An 18,675-nucleotide genomic window follows, 5' to 3' on the forward strand; every position below is an offset into this window, starting at 1 on the left:
AGCGCAGCGTGCCCACCACAACATTCGAAAATGATATTGGTGGGCACGGCGCAAGAGCGCCTTTGCCCACCCTGCGAGATCTCAAAATGCGGTATAGCCGCCGTCGATCACGAACGTATCCGCGGTGTGATACGACGACGCTTTGCTCATCAGATACACCGCGATGCCGCCGAAATCGCTGGCCTCGCCGAAGCGCCGCACCGGAATGCGCGGCATCACGTTGGCGACGAACTTGTCGTTGGCCATGATGCCCGCGGTCATGTCGCTCTTGATCCAGCCGGGCAGGATCGCGTTCGCGGTGACGCCGTGCCGCGCCAGCTCGACGCCGAGCGCACGCACCAGCGCGTTGATGGCGGCCTTGGTCGCCGCATAATGCTCGTTGCGCGCGGTGCCGAAGATCGAAGCGAGGCTCGAGGTCGCGACCAGCCGGCCGAAGGGGTCTCCGGCATTGGCGCGATCGGTCATATGCCTGGCGGCGGCCTGGAACGCGTGGAACACGCCGTCGAGGTTGGTCGCGAACATCGTGCGCCATTCCTCCTCGGTGCGCTCGATGAAGGAACGCCGGCCGCCGCCGCCGATGCCGGCATTGGCGAAGCAGCCGTCGACCCGGCCGAAAATGTCGAGCGTCGCCTTCATCGCGGCATCGACCGAGGCCGGATCGGTGACGTCGCAGACGCGGCTGTCGACCTTGCCTGATAGCCCCGCCATGCTCGCGGCAGCGGCCTTGTTCTTGTCAGGATTACGCCCCCAGATCGAGACGTTGCAGCCCTGGCCGGCAAGCGCCTGCGCGATGCCGAGCCCGATACCGCCATTGCCGCCGGTGATCACGGCGACGCGGCCGGTGAGGTCGAAAAGGTTCATGGCGCGTTTCCTGTTTTTGGCATGAGGCGCATCAGCCGCTGCGCGCAAGATTGCTTGCTATGCTCTGACCACCATGGACAAGGCCGCGACAAAAATCAAATATGCGCCCCGGCAAAAGTAATTCCGGTCTGCGAAACTGACACAGGCCGCAACGCACGAGGAAACCATGCAGTTCAAACACGTCACGCTCGATTTCGATGGTTCGGTCGCGATCCTCAGGCTCGACCATCAGGAGGTGATGAACGCGGTCTCCATGGACATGCTGGGCGGCCTCGCCGACGCGCTCGACGCGATCGAGGAGAAGAAGGAGGAGGTGCGCTGCGTCGTGCTGACCGGCGCGGGGCGGGCGTTCTGCACGGGCGCCAATCTTCAGGGCCGCAACAACCAGTCGAAGAAGACCAAGGCCGGCCTGACGCTCGAGACCGGTTTTCATCCCTTCCTGCGCCGCATCCGCAATCTGCATTGCCCAATCGTGACCGCGGTCAACGGCCCGGCCGCCGGCGCCGGCATGAGCTTCGCACTGCTCGGCGACATGATCCTGTGCGCGCGCTCATCCTACTTCCTGCAGGCGTTCCGCCGCATCGGCCTGGTGCCGGATTGCGGCTCGACCTGGCTGCTGCCGCGCCTCGTCGGCCGGGCGCGCTCGATCGAATTGTCGCTGATGGGCGAGCGCCTGCCGGCCGAGAAGGCGCTGGAATGGGGCCTCGTCAACCGCGTCTACGACGACGGCGTGCTGATGGAGGAGGCGATGAAGCTTGCGCGCGACCTCGCGAGCGGGCCGACGGTCGCGCTGTCGTTGATCCGCAAGCTCTATTGGGACAGCCCGGAAAATTCCTTCGAGGACCAGCTCAACCTCGAATTCCAGTGCCAGCTCCGCGCCGGCGATACCGATGATTTCCGCGAAGGCGTCGGCGCCTTCCTGGAGAAGCGCCCGGCGCAGTTCAAAGGCAAATGATCGAGGCGGAGCTTTTTCGCAGCGTCCAGCGCTGGTGCAAGGGCGCAACCGGCGTCACCGGCGCAGCAAAGCTGTCGGGCGGCGCCAGTCAGGAAACCTGGCGCTTCGACATCGTGCATCCCGACGGGGCGATCGGCGCAATCCTGCGCCGCTCGCCGAAGGGCTATGGCGCAGCCCCAACGCGCGCGGCGGGCCTCGCCGCCGAAGCGCAGCTGATGCAGCTCGCCTTCGAGGCGGGCGTGCCGTCGCCGCGTGTGATGCATGTACTGACGCCGGATGAAGATCTCGGCACCGGCTTCATCATGCAGCGGGTCGAGGGCGAGACCATCGCCCGCAAGATTCTGCGCGATGAGGAATTTGCTGCGGCACGGCCGCGGCTCGCGCGGCAGATCGGCGGCGTGCTTGCGGGCCTGCACAGGCTGCCGCAGGACAAGCTGCCCGAGCTTCGCAGCCGCAACGCGACCCAGGAGATCTCCGAGTTCGAGCGCGACTATCGCAGCCTGAACTGGCCAAAGCCCGTGTTCGAGCTGGCACTGCGCTGGCTGCGCGACCACGATCCCGGCCCGTCGGTCGAGACCACGCTGGTGCATGGCGATTTCCGCAACGGCAATCTCATCATCGGTGCCGACGGCGTCCGGGCCGTGCTCGACTGGGAGCTTGCCCATCTCGGCGATCCCATGGAGGATCTCGGCTGGGTTTGCGTCAACTCCTGGCGCTTCGGCGAGATCGACAAGCCGGTCGGCGGCTTCGGCTCGCGCGAGGAGCTGTTCGCCGGCTATGAGGCAGCCGGCCGCAAATGCGATCCCGAGCGCGTCAAATTCTGGGAAGTGATGGGCACGCTGCGCTGGGGCATCATGTGCGGCGGCATGATGCAGCGGTTCCGCGAGGGACCGGACCATTCGATGGAGCGCGCCATGATCGGCCGCCGCGCCAGCGAGACCGAGATCGATCTGTTGCGGCTGCTCGCGCCGCGCGGGAGCTAAGCATGCAAGACGAACCGACACCGATCGAGCTGACCAAGGCGGTTGCCGATTTCCTCCGTAACGACATCACGCCGCTGATCTCCGGCCACCAGGCCTTCAAGCTGCGCGTCGCCGTCAACATCCTCGACCTCGTCACGCGGCAATTGACGCGGGAGGAGGGGAGCGACGCCGCGGAGGTGGAGCGCCTGCGCGCGCTGCTCGGCATGGACGGCTCGGTCACCGACCTCAACCGCGCGCTCGCCGAGCGCATCGCCAAGGGCGAAGCGGGCCTCGCAACGCCGGGCCTTGTCGAGCATCTGTGGGCGACCACGATGGACAAGCTGGCGGTCGATCAACCGAATTATGCGTCGTACAAGCGGGAGCTGGGGCGGGGCGAGTAGGAAGTCGCGCGCCATACTCGCTGTCATCGCCCGCCTTGTGCGCACTTGCGCACCGGGGCGGGTGATCCAGTACTCCGAGACAGTTGTGATTTGATCGATGGGCTGCGGCGTACTGGATGCCCCGGTCAAGCCGGGGCATGACACCGCTGATGTGGGGGCGTCTCGTTGTGGCGGCGAAAGGCCTCCTACTTCCCCACCCATTTCGGCGGACGCTTCTCCGAGAACGCCTTGGGGCCTTCGACGTAATCCTGCGAGGCCACCATTGCCTTCACCGCCGGATATTCGCGCTGCTCCTCGATCGCCTGCTCCAGCGAGACCGCGAGACCCTTCTGGATCGCCTGCTTCGAGGCGCGGATCGACATCGGCGAGTTCTTGGTGATCATCTCCGCCCAGCGCAGCGCGCCCGACAGCGCCTCGCCCTGTGGCACGACCTCGTTGACGAAGCCGAGCTCATGCCCTTCCTTGGCGCTGACATGGCGCGCGGTGAGGATCATGCCCATGGCGCGCTTCAGCCCGATCTGGCGCGGCAACCGGTGCAGGCCGCCGGCAAGCGCTGCAAGACCGACGCGCGGCTCGGGCAGGGCGAAGGTCGCGTTCTCGGAAGCGATGATCAGGTCGCAGGCGAGCGCGATCTCGAAGCCGCCACCCATGGCAACGCCGTTGACCGCGGCGATGATCGGCTTGTCGCAGTCGAAACGCGCAGTGAGGCCGGCAAAGCCGCCCTTGTCCCAGCCGCGCTTGCCGCCGGCGGCCTGCCACTTCAGATCGTTGCCGGCGCAGAACGCCTTCTCGCCGGCGCCGGTGACGATCGCGACCCATTGCTCGGGGTCGGCAGCGAAATCGTCGAACACCTTCTGAAGCTCGAAATGTGCATCGGTGTGGAGCGCGTTGTAAACCTCGGGCCGCGACAGCGTGACGATCGTGACCGGCCCCTTGCGTTCCACCTTTGAGAATTTCAGCTCCATCGCGCGCTCCCGCATTTTCTCGTGAAGGAATATTGGCGTCATACTACCGCGCGCCAGCACGAGAGCACCATCGAAATGCGCGGGCGCGCCTTGCGCCTGTCACACGCCTCGCTTTGCTTGACTTGCGCGCGCTCTTCTCACCTTAATCGTGCGAAGCAAAACGCGCCTAGCGCCTTAACGCAAAACGATAAAATCAATCCGGGAGAGAACCTGTGGATTTCTCATTGCCTGCCGATCTCGTCGCCTATCTCGGAGAGCTCGACCGTTTCATCGAACGCGAGATCAAGCCGCTCGAGCAAGCCGACGACAACATCCGCTTCTTCGATCATCGCCGCGAATGGGCGCGCACCGATTTCGAGAATGGCGGCCTGCCGCGCCATGAGTGGGAGGCGCTGCTGCGCAAGGCAAAGGATCTCGCAGACGCCGCCGGCCATCTGCGCTTTCCGGTGTCGAAGCAGTATGGCGGCAAGGACGGCTCCAACCTCTGGATGGCCGTGATCCGCGAGCATTTTGCGGCGAAGGGCCTTGGCCTGCACAACGACCTCCAGAACGAGCACTCGATCGTCGGCAATTTTCCCGTCGTCACCATGCTCGACCGCTACGGCCGCGACGACCAGAAGGCGATGATCGACGGCTCGATCAAGGGCAAGTACCGCATCACCTTTGGATTGACCGAGCCGCATCACGGCTCGGATGCGACCCACATGGAGACGCGCGCGGTGCCGGCGACCCGCGACAACGTCAAGGGCTGGATCATCAACGGCGAGAAGATGTGGACGACCGGCATGCACGTCGCCACGCATTGTGCGCTGTTCGCGCGCACGTCCGGCAATGACGGCGATGCCCGCGGCATCACCTGTTTCCTGGTGCCGGCCAAGAGCCATGGCGTCAGGATCGAGGAGTACATGTGGACCTTCAACATGCCGACCGACCATCCCCGCGTCAGTTTTACGGACGTGTTCGTTCCGGAGGATGCGTTGTTCGGCGAGGTCGGCCGCGGCCTGTCGCTGGCGCAGTGTTTCGTCCACCAGAACCGGATCCGCCAGGCGGCGAGCTCGCTCGGCGCGGCGGTCTACTGCATCAACGAGAGCGTCAAATACGCGCGTGAGCGAAAGCCGTTCGGCCGGGCGCTCGCGGAGAACCAGGCGATCCAGTTCCCGCTGGTCGAGCTTGCCACGCAAGCCGAGATGCTGCGCCTGTTGATCCGCAAGACCGCCTGGGAGATGGACCAGCTCACCGAGGAGCAGATCGAGCGCACGCTCTCCGACCGCGTCTCGATGTGCAACTACTGGGCAAACCGCCTCTGCTGCGAATCCGCCGACCGCGCCATGCAGGTCCACGGCGGCATGGGCTACTCACGCCACAAGCCGTTCGAGCACATCTACCGCCACCATCGCCGCTACCGCATCACCGAGGGCAGCGAGGAGATCCAGATGCGCAAGGTGGCGGGATTTTTGTTCGGGTATATGGGGCCGGGGAAGCATTGAGGCTTGCACCGGCATCGTAGGGTGGGCAAAGCGCGAGCGTGCCCACCAGCTCTCTCGTAATCGAAGAATGGTGGGCACGGCGCTTTGCGCCTTTTTCCCACCCTACGGTACTGCCGGCGTTGCTGCTTATTTCTCCCCGACGTCGTCCCCGCGAACGCGGGGACCCATAACCACAGGGAGAAGTTCGGGGCGAGCCGGTCACTCCGAGCCCTCGCAAAACTCGATCCTGTGGTTATGGGTCCCGGGCTCGCGCTGCGCGCGCCCCGGGACGACGGCGGGGCTAATTCACCCGCCGGTCCTTCCCCGTCCAATACGGCTCGCGCAATTGCCGCCGCAGGATCTTGCCCGAGGGATTGCGCGGCAGGGCCGGCAGAAACTCTACGCTCTTCGGCGTCTTGAAGCCGGCGATGCGCTCGCGGGTGAAGTTGATGATGTCGGTGGCGGTCGCCTGCTTGCCCGGCTTCATCACCACGACCGCCTTCACGGCTTCGCCCCATTTGTCATCGGGCACACCGATCACGGCGGCTTCGGCGACGTCGGGATGATCGCACAGCGCGCTCTCGACCTCGGCCGGATAGATGTTCTCGCCGCCCGAGATGATCATGTCCTTGATGCGGTCGTGGATGTAGAGATAGCCGTCCTCGTCCATGTAGCCGGCATCGCCGGTGCGCAGCCAGCCGTCGGCGCGCAGCGTCGCGGCGGTCGCCTCAGGCAAATTCCAGTAGCCGGCCATGTTGTGGTCCGAGCGCGTTGCGATTTCACCGACCTGCCGCGGCGGCAGCGGCTTGCCGTCGGGATCTAGGATCGCGAGCTCCACGCCCGCCAGCGCCTTTCCAGCCGAGCGCATCCGCTCGAGGCCCTCGACGTGATCCTCCGGCGGCAATGCGACGATGGTCCCGGTCGTCTCCGTCATGCCGTAGAGTTGCACGAACCCGCATTTGAAGATTTCGATGCATTCCTTCAGCAGTGCCGCCGGAATAGGCGAGGCGCCATAGAGCATGTATTTCAGCCGCGAGAAATCCATGGTCTTCGCGCGCGGTTGCCGCACCACGAATTGCATCGCCGCCGGCACCATGAACAGCTTCGTGATGCCGAATTGCTCGAAGAAGTCGAGCACCTTGGTCGGATCGAACTCGCGTGCGATCACGCTGCGCGCACCGTGGCCGAGTCCCACAACGCCCCAGCCGGAGCCGCCGATATGAAAGATCGGCATCGCGACCAGCGAGACGTCGTCGGTCGACCACCTGTTCCATTCCGGCGTGTCCGCGCCGCTCCCGGCCTGCAGCAGGCTGTTGAAGTTCGAATGCGTCAGCATCGCGCCCTTCGGCTTGCCCGTGGTGCCGGAGGTGTAGAGCTGCATCGCGATATCCTGTGGGGTGATCGGGACCCTCGGATCATCGCTGCTCTGTGCATCCCGCCAGCCCGCAAAATCCTGCCATTCCGGCGCGCCGCCCTCGGTCGTGATGATGGTACGGACGCCGGGCAGCTTGTCCCTGATCTGATGGACTTGCGCGATGAATTCCGGCCCGACGAACAGCACCGGGGCCTTGCAGTCGGCGACGATGAAGGCAACCTCGGGCCCGGCGAGCCGCCAGTTCACCGGCGCCATCACCACACCGGCCTTCATCGCGCCCATCAGTAGTTCGAAATAGAGGTCGCTGTTCTTGCCGAGATAGGCGATCCGGTCGCCCTTCTTCACGCCCATCGCGATCAGCGCGTTGGCGACCTTGTTGGTCCTGACGTCGAATTCGGCAAAGCTGGTGAGGCGGCCCTCGAACTCATAGGCGATCGCATCGCCGCGGCTCTTCGCGCGCTCGCGCACCATGTCGGCGAGGTTCGCCAATGGCTGTGTGGTGGACATGTCTCTCCCGTGGCGTTTTGTTTTTATACCGCGGAGTGTGGCGTCATCCGGGGGCAAAGACAATACGGGAGAGGAAGATCACCCTCGTTTCGCCCGGTCCTTCTCGTTCTGCGCCATGATGCTCTCGCGCGCGGTCTTCCAGTCGTCGTCGCTCCAGTCGCGGAGCTGGTAGAAATTGCCGCCCATGGCGAGCGCCTGTGCGCCGTCCATGGCGATGGTCTCGCCGGTGATCCAGTCGCAGCCACCGGAGATCAGGAACACCGCGAGGTTCTGCAACTCCTCCATGGTGCCGACGCGGCCCATCGGATTCATCGCCCTGGTGCGCGCGCCGGCTTCGTCGCCCGGCTTGATGCGCTTGCTCATGCCCTCGGTCGGGATCTCGCCCGGCGCGATCGTGTTGAGGCGGATGCCGTACCGGCCCCATTCGGTCGCGAGCGACATCGTCATGGCGTGGATCGCCGACTTGCTCATCGCCGACGGCACGACGTAAGGCGAGCCGTTGCGCACCCAGGTCACGGTGATTGACACGACATTGCCGGGCTGTTTCAGCGCGATCCAGCGCTTGCCGACCGCATGCGTGACATAGAACGTGCCGTGCATGACGATGTTGGCGACGGCATCGAAGCCGCGCGGCGAGAGCTCTTCGCTGCGCGAGATGAAATTGCCGGCGGCGTTGTTGATGAGGTCGGTGAGGGGCGCCTCGCGAAAGATGGTCTCGACCATCTCCTCGACCGCGAGCGCGTTGCGGATGTCGACGCCGTGGCTGGTGACGCGGCCGCCATACTGATCCATCAGCTCGGTCGCGGTCTCGTCGCAGACGATCTTGCGCCGGCCGCAGATATGCACCTCGGCGCCGAGCTGAAGGAAGCGCGCCGCCATCGACTTGCCGAGCCCGGTCCCGCCGCCGGTCACGAGAATGCGGCGTCCAGCCAGAAGATTTTCCTTGAACATGGCTGTTTCTCCCGTACGGATTGTCAGTTAATTGGTCGATTGACTAAATCCGGCCGCCGTCTTCCTGTAAAGCGGCACCGAACAAGAACAGGGGAGAATTCATCCATGGAAGAGCGCGTCTCGATCTCGATCTCGGAAGGCGTCGCCGACGTGCGTCTGGTGCGTGCGGACAAGATGAATGCGCTCGATCAGGCCATGTTCGAGGCCCTTGTCGCGGCAACCGAGCGGCTTTCGAAGGAAAAGGGCGTGCGTGTCGTCGTGCTCTCGGGCGAAGGCCGCGCCTTCTGCGCCGGTCTCGACATGGGGCGTTTTGCCGCCATGAAGGAGAAGGGCGGCAACGGAATTCCGGGTGGCGAAAATCGCGATCTCACCAAGCGGACGCATGGGCAAGCAAACTTTCCGCAGCAGGCGGTATGGGGATGGCGCCAGCTTCCGGTTCCCGTCATCGCAGCCGTGCACGGCGTCGCTTTCGGCGGCGGCTTCCAGCTCTCGCTCGGCGCCGACATGCGCTTCCTCTCGCCCGATGCGCGGATGTCGGTGATGGAGATCAAATGGGGCCTCGTTCCGGACATGGCGGGAACGCCGATCCTCGCAAGTCTCGTGCGCGACGACATTTTGCGCGATCTCACCTATACTGGCCGCATCTTCTCCGCGCAGGAGGCGATGACCTACGGTCTCGCGACGCGCATCTGCGACGACCCGCGCGCCACGGCACTCGAAGTCGCGCGCGAGATCGCCGGCAAGAGCCCGGATGCGATCCGTGCGGCGAAGCGTCTGCTGAACAATCTCTCGGTCGATCCGGGTCCCGCGCTGCTCGCGGAGTCCGTCGAGCAGCAGAAGCTGATCGGCAGCGCCAACCAGACCGAGGCGGTGCGCTCCAATCTGGAGAAGCGCGCGGCGAAGTATGCGGACTAGCTTTCCGTCGTTCCGGGATGGTCCGAAGGACCAGACCCGGAACCTCGAGATTTCGGGTTCGATGCTGCGCATCGCCCCGGAATGACGAACACAACAACAAAGAAAAACAAAAATGAGCGAAGCGTCAAAGTTCCTCGGCATCGTCTCCGGCGACCGCCGCCGCAATCATGCGGAGGTAGCCAGCCGCGCCGATCGCATCGCCTCCGGCCTTGCCAAAATCGGCGTCAAGCAGGGCGATTGCGTCTGCATGCTGATGCGCAACGACATTGCCTTCCTCGAAGCCGCCTACGCCGCAATGCGGCTCGGTGCCTATGGCGTGCCGATCAACTGGCACTTCAAGCCGGAGGAGATCAACTACATCCTCGGGGATACCGGAACGTCAGTCCTGATCGGACATGCCGACATGCTGCACGCCTTGCGCGATGCGATTCCGAAGGGCGTCACCGTGCTCAGCGTGCCGACGCCGCCGGAGATTTTGTTCAGCTACAAGATCGATCCCGATCACCTGAAGACGCCGGCCTTCGCGATCGATTTCGAATCCTGGCTCGCGCAACACCCGCCCTACGACGGGCCGGTCGTGCCGCAGCCCATGAACATGATCTACACCTCGGGGACGACAGGCCATCCCAAGGGCGTCCGGCGCAATGCGCCCACGCCGGAACAGGCGGCGGCCGCGGAGCGCATGCGTGCGATGATCTATGGCCTCAAGCCCGGCGCCCGCACGATCCTGCCGGGCCCGCTCTATCATTCCGCGCCGAACTCGTTCGGCATCCGCGCCGGCAAGCTCGGCGGCGCGCTGGTGCTGATGCCGCGCTTCGAGGCGGAAGAATTCCTCCAGTTGATCGAGCGGTACAAGATCGACACCATCTTCATGGTGCCGACCATGTTCATCCGCCTGATGAAATTGCCGGAGAAAGTTCGCAGGAAATACGACGTCTCCTCGCTGCGCCACATCATTCATGCCGCAGCTCCCTGTCCGGCCGAAGTCAAGCGCGCGATGATCGAATGGTGGGGGCCGGTGATCTACGAATTCTACGGCTCGACCGAATCCGGCGCCGTCACCTTCGCGACCTCCGAGGATGCGCTGAAGAAGCCTGGAACGGTCGGCAGGATCTCGCCAGGCGCCGAACTGCGCTTCATCGGTGACGACGGAAGGGAGCTGCCGGTGGGCGAGATCGGTGAGATCTATTCCCGCATGGCGGAGATGGCCGATTTCACCTACCACAACAAGGCGGAAAAGCGCGCCGAGATCGACCGCGACGGTTTCATCACCTCCGGCGACGTCGGTTACCTCGATGAGGACGGCTATGTCTTCATCTGCGACCGCAAGCGCGACATGGTGATCTCGGGCGGCGTCAATATCTATCCAGCGGAGATCGAATCCGTGCTGCACGCGGTGCCCGGCGTGCATGATTGCGCGGTGTTCGGCATCCCCGATACCGAGTTCGGCGAGGCGCTGATGGCCGTGGTCGAGCCGCAGTCCGGCATCACGCTCGATGCCGCCGATGTCCGTGCGCGCCTGAAGACCTCCCTCGCGGACTACAAGGTGCCCAAGCACATCGAGATCCGCAGCGGCTTGCCGCGCGAAGACTCCGGAAAGATCTTCAAGCGCCGCCTCCGCGACCCCTATTGGGAGCGCGCGGGACGGAAGATTTGACAGTTCGTAGCCCGTAGCCCGGGTGAGCGAAGCGATACCCGGGACGGTGAGAGCTAAAATCCCGGATGTCGCTACGCTCATCCGGGCTACAAAAGAGGGGGACTCCCATGAGCGACGCAGGTGCGGATACGACCAAGGAAGTCCTCTATGAGGTCGCCGATCACATCGCGACCATCACGCTGAACGCGCCGGAGCGCATGAACACGATCTCCGGCCCGATGCTGAACGATCTGGCGCGGCTGCTGACCGAGGCCAACGAGGACAAGAACGTCCGTGTCGTGATCCTCACCGGCAAGGGCAGGGCGTTCTGCGCGGGCCTCGACCTCCGCAAGGAGCGCGACGGCAACGGCCTCAGCGCCGCCTCGTCGCCGACCACGATCAACCTCCGCAACACGCCGCCGACGGTCTTGCAGGCGATGGACAAGCCGACCATCTGCGCCGTCAATGGCGGCGCCGCCGGCTACGGCATGGACACCGCGCTCGGTTGCGATATCCGCATCATGGCGGAGTCCTCAAAGCTTGCCGCCGCCTTCGTCAAGCGCGGCGTCGTGCCGGAATCCGGCGGCACCTGGCTGCTGCCGCGGATGCTCGGCTGGGCCAAGGCCTCCGAGCTGATCTTTACCGGCCGCACGCTCAGCGCGCGCGAGTGCCTGGAGTGGGGCCTCGCCAACGAGGTCGTGCCGGACGCCGACCTGATGAACCGCGTCCACGCCATTGCCCGCGAGATCGCCGCCAACGCGCCGCTCGCGGTGCAGGCCTCCAAGCGCATGATGCGGATGGGGATGAACGAGAACTTCTCCGATCATGTCCACCACGTCTATCTCCAGCTCCTGCCGCTGTTCAAGACTCAGGACATGGCCGAGGGCATGAAGGCCTTCATGGAGAAGCGCGAGCCGAAGTTCGAAGGGCGGTAGGCGTCGTCGTGCGGTCCGGGCTACGCCGTCCTAGCAGGGACAGATTTCGTCCCTATATAGGTGGCGTCACTGTCTCGCGGATCATCCCATGGCTCCCGTTTCCATCCTGCTCAACCTGCTCTGGATCCTCATCGGCGGCGCCTGGATGGCGTTCGGCTGGCTGGTCGCCGCGGTCATCATGGCCGTCACCATCATTGGCCTGCCGTGGGCGCGGGCGGCGTTCAACATCGCGGTCTACACGCTGCTGCCGTTCGGCTCGAGGGCGGTCAGCCGCTACGAGGTCACCGGCGAGAGCGATATCGGCACCGGTCCGCTCGGGGTGATCGGCAACATCATCTGGTTCGTGCTCGCCGGCTGGTGGCTGGCACTCGGCCATCTCCTGACCGCTCTGGTCCTCGCGGTCACCATCATCGGCATCCCGTTCGCCTGGGCCCATCTGAAGCTCGCCGGGATCGCGCTCTGGCCGATCGGCAAAGTGATCGTGCCGGTCTAGAGCTCTCGGCTCGCAGGCTTCAGCTTTTGGAGATGAAGCGGACGTTTGCCGTGCCTGATCCTCATTGGCGGCTTGTGACCCAAAGACGACGTAGGGCGGGAACGCGCTGAAACCGGCTTCTGACCCGAAGCGCCCATCACCCTTCCGGCACGCCAGCGAGGCGCAGGCCTTCACAGACGCGCTCGAGCCCAGCAAGGAAAATCGGGTTGTCGCTTCGTTGAGCAACGAACAAGCGACGGATGGTGAAACCTGAGTTGAGCGCAAGTCCCGTTCTTGCAGCAGCTCGCGCCTCATCGAGCGTGCCGGTCAAGCCCAACGCAGCAGCGAGCAACACATGAGCGAGAGGAAAGTTGCGGTTCGCCTCAGTGCTTCGTCGTAGCCAACTGACGGCTTCGACGTCCGAACCAAGCTGCAACTTGGCCACGCCCACATAACACGTCCACTGGTAGGCTTCAACGTCGCGAGGGGAAAGACGTAGAGCCTCGAGTACATGGCCTTCGGTCTCGGCACCGCGCCCCATATAGAATTTGGCAAAACCAAGGGCAGCATGAGCGTTGGCCCTATTCGAATCCAGCGCCAACGCATGCTCGAATTCACGGATGCCTTGGGCGGCCCGGTTCGTAAAGATCTGAACCCAACCCCGAGCCGAGTGGGCTGAAGTATAGTTCGGCCTGATCGACAATGCCTGATTCACCATCGCCTCGGCCGCTGCAAGCCGCGCAGGCCCATCATCCGTCGTAAAGCTGGCTGCAATTGTCGTATCAACACTTGCCAGGCCGATCATTGCTTCGACGTTGCCGGGGTCGAACTCCAGAGAGCGTTCGAAGAAGCTCCGCGCTTGCGTCACGCATTCAAGGCTAAACCCCTTCATCAACCAGGCCCGGCCCTGGAAGTACAAATCCATCGCATCGGGATGCAGCGTACGCTCGGCGCGTCGCGCCTCAGCCTCGATGAGCTGGGCACCTAACGTATTGGCGAGCCTCGATACGATTTCGTCCTGCATGTCGAACAAATCGACGACAGGCTTCTCGAAGCGATCGGCCCAAAGATGCTGGCCGCTCTTGGCATCGATCAACTGCACGTTCATCCGAAGCCGCTTGCCGCTGCGCTGCACTGAGCCTTCGAGCACGTAGCGAACGTTTAATTCGCGGCCGACTTGCCGTACATCGACTGCTTTGCCCTTGTATGAGGCAGCGCTGTTCCGTGCGATTACAAATGAACCATTGATGCGCGACAAGTCCGTGGTCAAACTCTCGGTTATACCATCCACGAAATAGTCCCGTTCGCGATCATCGCTCAGGTTCGCGAAGGGAAGCACGACGATGGACAGGCGTGGCGCCGTGTCGTCGGTTCGCTCGACGGGGCCCACCGTCTCATTTGCGGGTCCCCGGGCTTCCTGCACTGCCCCCACGAAGCGGAAACCTTTGCGCGGCAATGTTTTGATTAAATGCTGTTTCTCGCCCGTGTCGCCGATTGCGCTCCGGGCGGCATTCAGGCGAGTCGTCAGCGCAGCATCCGAGACGATGCGTCCCTTCCAAACGGCGTTGATGAGGTCGTCCTTGCTGACGACGCGCTCTCTGTTTCGGATCAGGTATTCAAGCAGATCGAACACTTGGGGGGTGACAACAATCACGTCCGTTGCGCGCTGCAGTTCGCGCCTGTCGGTATCCAATGCGTAATCCTCAAAAAGAAAACGCAAGCTGCATTCCTCGCGCGGGCCACCCTCTGAAACCCCGAGAATAAGCTGCCAGTGAGGAAATTGTAAGCGAGCTCTGTTACCTTTGATCTGCCGAAGGAAGTCGCTGAAGTCGGCTTTGGGTCCGTTCCTGACTTTCGCCTGGGACACCGAGAGCTCACGGATGACTCCACACCTCCCGGCATCGCAAAAGCGGTTGGGAAAAAACAGCAAAAAGAGAGGGAACGGTGAAACGTGGATCGGGTTGATCGAGCGCGTGGAGCGCTTCGATGGACAGAACCTCGATCTATGACGAGTTGGGCCGCGTTGAGCGTGAAGTGGTCGCAGGAGAGCGCCAGCTTGCAGAACAGGAGCGGCTGGTTCTCGACTTGAAACGGGAAGGTCAAAATACTGCAAGCGCTGAAAAGGAGCTAGAATGGCTGCGTGAATGCCAGCGCCTACGCGATCAAGACCGTCAGAGGCTCCTATCACTCCTGCAGCCCTGAGACAGCGAAAATACGACACCTTGCTTGTTGGGGCTCGTTGACGAGGTGATTGATTGGCTCGCGGTAGCGGTTTGAGAGTCCGGCTGTGGCCCGTCGCGTCGCTTGTCTCCGGCCGTGGTCGTGAACCTGTAAAGTGGGAAGGGTCCGCATTGTAGGCGAGTATGCGCCAACCCTTGAGCGCACGATGCGCTATCGATAATCCATTGCGCGACTGGATCACCTCTGCGAATTTGTACATCTGGCCCAATCCAGGAACGCTTAACTATGCTCACCGTCTATGGCGAAGGTCGTGGCTTTCGCGTTGTTTGGCTGCTCGAAGAATTAGGATTGGCTTATCGGCTGCGTCCGGTCGATCTGCTCGCAGCCGAGAAGGATCACGATTTCCTCGCTATCAACCCTGCCGGCTTCATTCCCGCACTGCAGGACGGCGAGATGATCATGGTCGAATCGATCGCGATTCTTGAGTACCTGCTCGCCCGCCACGGCTCAGCTTCGCTCGCCGTCGCCCCCGACGATCCCGCCTTCGCGTCCTATCTGCAATTTCTGCACTTGGGCGAGGCCGGGCTCGCCGGGCCGATGAACGCCGTCTTGGTCGGTCGTGGACTGGCGCCCGAAGCCGAGCGAAATGCTCGGGTTACACGTTGGGCACTCGAGACCTTCGAGAGCCGGCTTGGTTTGGTTATCCGCCGCCTCGCGGAATGCCCCTATCTCGCCGGCGACCGATTCACTGCAGCCGATATCTCGGTGAGCTACGCCCTCCTGCTCGGCCTGCGAACTGGCAACTACGTCCCCGGTTCGACCGAGCGGGACTATCTCGCCCGCACGACCGCACGCCCTGCCTATGCCCGAGCGATGGAAAGCTGCCAGGCCACCAAGGCTTGGGCGGCGAGATCACCCGGATTGTAGTGCTCGCTTCAGCGGAGCGGCCAGGTGGCTGGTTGGGTAGCTGAAAAGCTCCTCGCGGGCATCGACCAATTGGGGGCTTCCAGCTTGCACTCAACTCTGAGTCACGCGCGGCAAGGCTTGTGGTGGTGGAGCGGCCCGCCACCGCGAGACCGAAGGCATGTGTGCGCGCTGCGAGGCGCAATCCCAACCTTGTCCAACCTTGATCGGCGATGTTGCCGCGCCGCCCCCAAGTTCATCTTGCACTGCGGCAGAAAAATATCGCACACTCCCCCGGACCGGGGAGCCGCAGGGAGCTCTACAAGGGGAGCGAGCCATGTCCCTCCAGACCGTACCATCCGACGCCACCGATCAGCGCCCCAACCGCCCTGAGGACGTTCAGGCGCTGGAGGCAGATGCACGGCTGCGTGACGACATCCGCCTGCTCGGACGCATCCTGGGCGACACCGTGCGCGACCAGGAGGGTGCCGAATTGTTCGACCTGGTCGAGCGCATCCGGCAGACCTCGATCCGGTTCCATCGCGACGAGGACCGGCTCGCCCGCCGCGAGCTCGAACAGATCCTCGACAGCATGTCGACCTCCGAGACCGTGCGGATCGTCCGCGCCTTCAGCTATTTCTCCCATCTCGCCAATATCGCCGAGGACCACAACAATATCCGCCAGATGCGGGCGCGCAGCGCTGCCAAGGGCGGCGAGGCCGGGGTGCTGGCGGAGACGCTGGCCCATGCCAGGGACGCCGGGATCGGCCCCGACGTGCTCCGCAACTTCTTCAAGACCGCGCTGGTCAGCCCGGTCCTCACCGCGCACCCGACCGAGGTCCGCCGCAAGAGCACCATGGACCGCGAGATGGAGGTCGCAAGCCTGCTCGACCGCCGCGAGCGCGTTGCGCTGACCGCGGACGAGGCCGCCGCCAGCGATGAGCAGCTCCGCCGCGAGGTGCTGACGCTGTGGCAGACCAATCTGCTCCGCCGCACCAAGCTGACCGTGCTCGACGAGGTCGCCAACGGCCTGTCCTTCTACGACTATACCTTCCTGCGCGAGGTGCCGCGGCTGGTCAACGTGCTGGAAGACCGGCTGGAGGCAGGCGGCGAGGCGGCGGCAAGCGAGCTCGCCTCGTTCCTGCGCATGGGCAGCTGGATCGGCGGCGACCGCGACGGCAATCCCTTCGTCACCGCAGACGTGATGCGCGGCACGCTGCGGCTGCAGTCGAGCCGGGTGATGCAGTTCTATCTGAACGAGCTGCATGTGCTCGGCTCGGAGCTGTCGATCGCGGCGCATCTCGCCGACGTTTCCGAAGAGCTGCGGACACTGGCGGAACGCTCGCCCGACACCTCGCCGCACCGGAGCGGCGAGCCTTATCGTCTCGCGGTCTCCGGCATCTATGCGCGCCTGACGGCGACGGCCGAAAAGCTCGAGGTCGAGATCACGCGCCGTCCGGTCGGCAAGGGCAGGCCCTACGAGACCGTCCGGGAGCTGCAGGCCGATCTCGACGTGCTGCACCGCTCGCTGATCTCGAACAACGCTCGCGTCATCGCCCGCGGCCGGCTGCGGCTGCTGCGGCGCGCGGTGGATTGCTTCGGCTTCCATCTGGCGCGGCTCGACATCCGCCAGAATTCGGCCGTGCACGAACGTACCATCGCCGAGCTGATGGATGCCGCGAACCCCGGCATGTCCTATCTCGCGCTCGGCGAGGAGGCGCGCATTTCGCTGCTCACCAACGAATTGCGCAGCACGCGCTCGCTGGTGTCGCCATTCGTCAAATACAGCGACGAGACGATGGGCGAGCTCAACGTCTTCCATGCCGCCGCGGAGGCGCATGCGAAGTTCGGCTCGGACGCCATTCCCCAATGCATCATCTCGATGTGCAAGGGCATGTCCGACATGCTCGAGGTCGCGGTGCTGCTCAAGGAGGTCGGCCTCGTCCATCCCTCCGGGCGTAGCGCCATCAACATCGTGCCGCTGTTCGAGACCATCGAGGACTTGCAGGCCTCCAGCGGCATCATGGATCGCATGCTCTCGCTGCACGACTACCGCCGCCTCGTCGACAGCCGCGGCAGCGTGCAGGAGGTCATGCTCGGCTATTCCGACAGCAACAAGGATGGCGGCTTCGTCACCTCGGGCTGGGAGCTCTACAAGGCCGAGATCGGCCTCGTGGACGTGTTCGAGCGCCACGGCGTCCGGCTGCGCCTGTTCCACGGCCGCGGCGGCTCGGTCGGCCGCGGCGGCGGGCCGAGCTATGACGCCATCATCGCGCAGCCCGGCGGCGCGGTGAACGGCCAGATCCGCATCACCGAGCAGGGCGAGATCATCTCGTCGAAATATTCCAACGCCGAAGTCGGCCGCAACAATCTGGAGATCCTGGCCGCGGCCACGCTGGAGGCGAGCCTGCTGCATCCGCGCCAGAGCGCGCCGCGCCGCGAATATCTGACCGCCATGGACGAGCTGTCGAACCTCGCCTTCAAGGCCTATCGCGGCCTCGTCTACGAGACCGAGGGCTTCGTCGATTATTTCTGGGCGTCCACCGTCATCAACGAGATCGCGACGCTGAACATCGGCAGCCGTCCGGCCTCGCGCAAGAAGACCCGCGCGATCGAGGATCTTCGCGCGATCCCCTGGGTGTTCTCATGGGCGCAGTGCCGCCTGATGCTGCCCGGCTGGTACGGTTTTGGCAGCGCGGTGGAGCAGTGGATCGCCGAGCATCCCGACAAGGGCATGCCGTTCCTCAAAGAACTCTACAAGGAATGGCCGTTCTTCCGCATGCTGCTGTCGAACATGGACATGGTGCTCGCGAAAAGCTCGATCGCGATCGCCTCGCGCTATGCCGAGCTCGTGCCGGACGAAGACTTGCGCGAAAAAATCTTCGGCCGCATCCGCCGCGAATGGCACTCCTGCATCGAGACGCTCTTGGACATCATGGGCCAGGACCGGCTGCTGCAAGGCAATCCGCTGCTGGAGCGCTCGGTGCGCCATCGCTTTCCCTATCTCGATCCGCTCAACCACGTTCAAGTCGAGCTGCTCAAGGAGCATCGCGCGCAAAATCCGGACGAGCAGGTGCTGCGCGGGATTCAGCTGACGATCAACGGGATCTCGGCGGGCTTGCGGAATACGGGTTGAGAGGCGAATAGCGAACAGATGGGCGGGGCGCCGCCAACTATTCGCTACTCCCCA

The 18,675-nt window shown here is 64.0% G+C and carries 16 protein-coding genes; 11 read left to right on the forward strand and 5 right to left on the reverse strand.

What is annotated here, in order from left to right:
- Positions 1 to 81: 81 nt before the first annotated feature.
- Positions 82 to 861: an SDR family NAD(P)-dependent oxidoreductase gene (locus tag NLM25_RS14335; protein WP_254137359.1), complete on the reverse strand. Its 780-nt coding sequence runs from the start codon at positions 859 to 861 to the stop codon at positions 82 to 84.
- Positions 862 to 1,027: 166 nt separating this feature from the next.
- Between NLM25_RS14335 and NLM25_RS14340 the strand changes: the two genes are divergently transcribed.
- The 3 genes from NLM25_RS14340 to NLM25_RS14350 are packed head-to-tail and all read left to right on the forward strand — an operon-like array spanning position 1,028 to position 3,179.
- A complete protein-coding gene (locus NLM25_RS14340) occupies positions 1,028 to 1,816 on the forward strand; it encodes an enoyl-CoA hydratase/isomerase (protein ID WP_254117493.1) in 789 nt (262 codons plus the stop codon).
- Positions 1,813 to 2,799, forward strand: a complete 987-nt coding sequence (locus NLM25_RS14345; protein WP_254137360.1) for a phosphotransferase family protein — start codon at positions 1,813 to 1,815, stop codon at positions 2,797 to 2,799. Before NLM25_RS14340 ends, NLM25_RS14345 begins: the two co-directional genes overlap by 4 nt.
- Before the next feature lie 2 nt (positions 2,800 to 2,801).
- Positions 2,802 to 3,179 carry a DUF6285 domain-containing protein gene (locus NLM25_RS14350; RefSeq protein ID WP_254137361.1) on the forward strand — a complete coding sequence of 126 codons (378 nt, stop codon included), beginning with the start codon at positions 2,802 to 2,804 and terminating at the stop codon, positions 3,177 to 3,179.
- A gap of 185 nt (positions 3,180 to 3,364) precedes the next feature.
- Here the strand turns inward: NLM25_RS14350 and NLM25_RS14355 are convergent, their stop codons facing one another.
- Complete coding sequence (locus tag NLM25_RS14355; RefSeq protein ID WP_254137362.1) at positions 3,365 to 4,144, reverse strand: enoyl-CoA hydratase-related protein; 780 nt, start codon at positions 4,142 to 4,144, stop codon at positions 3,365 to 3,367.
- Positions 4,145 to 4,356: 212 nt separating this feature from the next.
- Here NLM25_RS14355 and NLM25_RS14360 point away from each other — a divergent pair, with 212 nt between their 5' ends.
- The gene (locus tag NLM25_RS14360; RefSeq protein WP_254137363.1) at positions 4,357 to 5,631 is read left to right on the forward strand and encodes an acyl-CoA dehydrogenase family protein; all 1,275 of its coding nucleotides are present in this window, start codon (positions 4,357 to 4,359) and stop codon (positions 5,629 to 5,631) included.
- Between the two features lie 280 nt (positions 5,632 to 5,911).
- Here the strand turns inward: NLM25_RS14360 and NLM25_RS14365 are convergent, their stop codons facing one another.
- Positions 5,912 to 7,492 (reverse strand): fatty acid--CoA ligase, encoded by a 1,581-nt coding sequence (locus NLM25_RS14365; protein ID WP_254137364.1) that lies wholly within the window; start codon positions 7,490 to 7,492, stop codon positions 5,912 to 5,914.
- Between the two features lie 78 nt (positions 7,493 to 7,570).
- Positions 7,571 to 8,443 (reverse strand): SDR family oxidoreductase, encoded by an 873-nt coding sequence (locus NLM25_RS14370; RefSeq protein WP_254137365.1) that lies wholly within the window; start codon positions 8,441 to 8,443, stop codon positions 7,571 to 7,573.
- Between the two features lie 105 nt (positions 8,444 to 8,548).
- On the opposite strand from NLM25_RS14370, the gene NLM25_RS14375 reads away from it, so the two are divergent.
- From NLM25_RS14375 to NLM25_RS14390, 4 genes are all read left to right on the forward strand, one after another.
- Positions 8,549 to 9,358 (forward strand): crotonase/enoyl-CoA hydratase family protein, encoded by an 810-nt coding sequence (locus NLM25_RS14375; RefSeq protein WP_254117504.1) that lies wholly within the window; start codon positions 8,549 to 8,551, stop codon positions 9,356 to 9,358.
- A gap of 112 nt (positions 9,359 to 9,470) precedes the next feature.
- Positions 9,471 to 11,015, forward strand: coding sequence for an acyl-CoA synthetase (locus NLM25_RS14380; RefSeq protein ID WP_254137366.1), 1,545 nt, complete (start codon positions 9,471 to 9,473; stop codon positions 11,013 to 11,015).
- A 107-nt stretch (positions 11,016 to 11,122) separates the two neighbouring features.
- Positions 11,123 to 11,929 (forward strand): enoyl-CoA hydratase/isomerase family protein, encoded by an 807-nt coding sequence (locus tag NLM25_RS14385; protein WP_254137367.1) that lies wholly within the window; start codon positions 11,123 to 11,125, stop codon positions 11,927 to 11,929.
- 88 nt (positions 11,930 to 12,017) lie between these two features.
- Entirely contained in the window at positions 12,018 to 12,422 is a 405-nt protein-coding gene (locus tag NLM25_RS14390) for a YccF domain-containing protein (protein WP_254137368.1), read from the forward strand.
- A gap of 136 nt (positions 12,423 to 12,558) precedes the next feature.
- On the opposite strand, the gene NLM25_RS14395 is transcribed toward NLM25_RS14390, so the two are convergent.
- Entirely contained in the window at positions 12,559 to 14,121 is a 1,563-nt protein-coding gene (locus NLM25_RS14395) for a winged helix-turn-helix domain-containing protein (protein WP_254141178.1), read from the reverse strand.
- A gap of 266 nt (positions 14,122 to 14,387) precedes the next feature.
- On the opposite strand from NLM25_RS14395, the gene NLM25_RS14400 reads away from it, so the two are divergent.
- From NLM25_RS14400 to ppc, 3 genes are all read left to right on the forward strand, one after another.
- Positions 14,388 to 14,603 (forward strand): hypothetical protein, encoded by a 216-nt coding sequence (locus tag NLM25_RS14400; RefSeq protein ID WP_254117515.1) that lies wholly within the window; start codon positions 14,388 to 14,390, stop codon positions 14,601 to 14,603.
- Between the two features lie 264 nt (positions 14,604 to 14,867).
- Positions 14,868 to 15,509 carry a glutathione S-transferase family protein gene (locus NLM25_RS14405; RefSeq protein ID WP_254117517.1) on the forward strand — a complete coding sequence of 214 codons (642 nt, stop codon included), beginning with the start codon at positions 14,868 to 14,870 and terminating at the stop codon, positions 15,507 to 15,509.
- A 313-nt stretch (positions 15,510 to 15,822) separates the two neighbouring features.
- Entirely contained in the window at positions 15,823 to 18,621 is a 2,799-nt protein-coding gene (gene ppc / locus NLM25_RS14410) for a phosphoenolpyruvate carboxylase (RefSeq protein ID WP_254137369.1), read from the forward strand.
- Positions 18,622 to 18,675: the final 54 nt, after the last annotated feature.

This window comes from Bradyrhizobium sp. CCGB01, from assembly GCF_024199795.1.
In the GTDB taxonomy this organism is placed as follows: Bacteria; Pseudomonadota; Alphaproteobacteria; order Rhizobiales; family Xanthobacteraceae; genus Bradyrhizobium.

Excerpts from the sequence above, each read along its gene's own strand:
- NLM25_RS14335 (WP_254137359.1), bottom strand. The coding sequence starts at position 861 with ATGAACCTTTTCGACCTCACCGGCCGCGTCGCCGTGATCACCGGCGGC.
- NLM25_RS14340 (WP_254117493.1), top strand. The coding sequence starts at position 1,028 with ATGCAGTTCAAACACGTCACGCTCGATTTCGATGGTTCGGTCGCGATC.
- NLM25_RS14345 (WP_254137360.1), top strand. The coding sequence starts at position 1,813 with ATGATCGAGGCGGAGCTTTTTCGCAGCGTCCAGCGCTGGTGCAAGGGC.
- NLM25_RS14350 (WP_254137361.1), top strand. The coding sequence starts at position 2,802 with ATGCAAGACGAACCGACACCGATCGAGCTGACCAAGGCGGTTGCCGAT.
- NLM25_RS14355 (WP_254137362.1), bottom strand. The coding sequence starts at position 4,144 with ATGGAGCTGAAATTCTCAAAGGTGGAACGCAAGGGGCCGGTCACGATC.
- NLM25_RS14365 (WP_254137364.1), bottom strand. The coding sequence starts at position 7,492 with ATGTCCACCACACAGCCATTGGCGAACCTCGCCGACATGGTGCGCGAG.
- NLM25_RS14370 (WP_254137365.1), bottom strand. The coding sequence starts at position 8,443 with ATGTTCAAGGAAAATCTTCTGGCTGGACGCCGCATTCTCGTGACCGGC.
- NLM25_RS14375 (WP_254117504.1), top strand. The coding sequence starts at position 8,549 with ATGGAAGAGCGCGTCTCGATCTCGATCTCGGAAGGCGTCGCCGACGTG.
- NLM25_RS14380 (WP_254137366.1), top strand. The coding sequence starts at position 9,471 with ATGAGCGAAGCGTCAAAGTTCCTCGGCATCGTCTCCGGCGACCGCCGC.
- NLM25_RS14385 (WP_254137367.1), top strand. The coding sequence starts at position 11,123 with ATGAGCGACGCAGGTGCGGATACGACCAAGGAAGTCCTCTATGAGGTC.
- NLM25_RS14390 (WP_254137368.1), top strand. The coding sequence starts at position 12,018 with ATGGCTCCCGTTTCCATCCTGCTCAACCTGCTCTGGATCCTCATCGGC.
- NLM25_RS14400 (WP_254117515.1), top strand. The coding sequence starts at position 14,388 with ATGGACAGAACCTCGATCTATGACGAGTTGGGCCGCGTTGAGCGTGAA.
- NLM25_RS14405 (WP_254117517.1), top strand. The coding sequence starts at position 14,868 with ATGCTCACCGTCTATGGCGAAGGTCGTGGCTTTCGCGTTGTTTGGCTG.
- ppc (WP_254137369.1), top strand. The coding sequence starts at position 15,823 with ATGTCCCTCCAGACCGTACCATCCGACGCCACCGATCAGCGCCCCAAC.